This is a genomic window from Actinoplanes subtropicus (assembly GCF_000721705.1).
Lineage (GTDB): Bacteria > Actinomycetota > Actinomycetes > Mycobacteriales > Micromonosporaceae > Actinoplanes > Actinoplanes subtropicus.
Window position 1 is genome coordinate 1 of the sequence record NZ_JOJL01000120.1, and the last position, 1564, is coordinate 1564.

The following is a 1564-nucleotide window of genomic DNA, read 5'->3' on the forward strand; positions in this document are numbered from 1 at the left end:
AAAGGCGACTCCGAAGGGCCAAACCTTCATCTCCTGCACAGCATCGATTCCTGAAATCGCTCCTACATTGCGATCACCATTCCTCGTTCGTGGCGCACGCCATTGCATGTTCGGTAGGCGGTGGCTTGAGCTGGGATTATGCGGTGTGACCGGCCTCTGTGGAGGCGGTCAGGGCGGGTGAGGCCGCCTACGTGATCATGGGAGTTCTCTACGCTTCCAGGACGCCTTGAGGACCTCACCCGCGATGTCAGCATGCCCGATCCCGGCACTGTCCGCTGTCACCACCCCCACCGACACACCCACCCGCCAGGTGACCGAGGGTGAACAGGTGGGTCTGCTGCACGCCTTGTCAGCGATGCCGGATCCCCGCAGCCCGCGCGGGCTGCGCTATCCGCTCGCCGGGCTCCTCGCCGTCGCGGTGTGCGCGGTCCTGGCCGGCGCGACCTCGGTGACCGCGATCGCGGACTGGCTGCACGACCTGGACGACATCGCCCGCGCCCGGCTCGGCTTCCGCCGCGGGGTGCCGGCCAGCACCACGATGTGGCGGCTGCTGATCCGCCTGGACGCCGACCTGCTCGCCACCATCCTCGCGGGCTGGCTACGCACCCGGACCCGGCCGTCGGACCGGCCCCGCGGGCCTCGATACCGCACGGTGATCGCGGTTGACGGCAAGACCCTGCGGGGCGCCCGCCGCCCCGACGGCAGCCAGGTCCACCTGCTGTCCGCTCTGGATACCAGCACCGGGATCGTCCTCGCGCAGGTCACCGTCAGCGCGAAGTCCAACGAAATCCCCGCCTTCGCCCCGCTGCTGGACGCGATCGAACAGGTACTGGGCAGCCTGCACGGCCTGATCTTCGTCGCCGACGCCCTGCATACGCAGGTCGGCCACGCGACCGAGATCGCCACGCGCGGCGCGCACCTGCTGATCCCGGCCAAGGGAAACCAGCCGACGCTGCACGCCCAGCTCAAGACCCTGCCCTGGGCGCAGATCCCGATCGGCCACCAGACCCGCGAGGCCGGTCACGGCCGCCGCGAGACCCGCACCGTCAAGGCCATCACCCTGCACACACCCGGCGGGATCGGATTTCCCCACGCCCAGCAGGCCATCCGGATCACCCGGACCCGCACCACCACCAAGAACGGCAAGACCACCCGCGAAACCGCGTACCTGACCCTCTCCCTGCCCGCCGCCGACGCCCACCCGAGCGACATACAGTCATGGATCAGGGCCGAATGGCTGATCGAAAACCTCGTACATCACGTCCGGGATGTCACGTTCCGTGAAGATTCACATCAAGCCCGGACCGGCAACGGACCCGCCGTCATGGCAACCCTGCGTAACACCTCGATCGGTTTCCACCGGGCCAGCGGCGACACCAACATCGCCCGCGCCACCCGACGCGCCAACCGCCGCCCACACGAGCTGATCACCGCCGTAATCAGCGGCAACCCGACAACGCAATGACGTGCGCCACGAACGAGGAATGGTGATCGCAATGTAGGAGCGATTTCAGGAATCGATGCTGTGCAGGAGATGAAGGTTTGGCCCTTCGGAGTCGCCTTT

The 1564-nt window shown here is 67.5% G+C and carries 1 protein-coding gene; it reads left to right on the forward strand.

The annotated features are described in order from the left end of the window. Positions 1-244: 244 nt before the first annotated feature. The gene (locus IH26_RS0152395) at positions 245-1465 is read left to right on the forward strand and encodes an ISAs1 family transposase (RefSeq protein WP_030443794.1); all 1221 of its coding nucleotides are present in this window, start codon (positions 245-247) and stop codon (positions 1463-1465) included. Positions 1466-1564 lie beyond the last annotated feature (99 nt).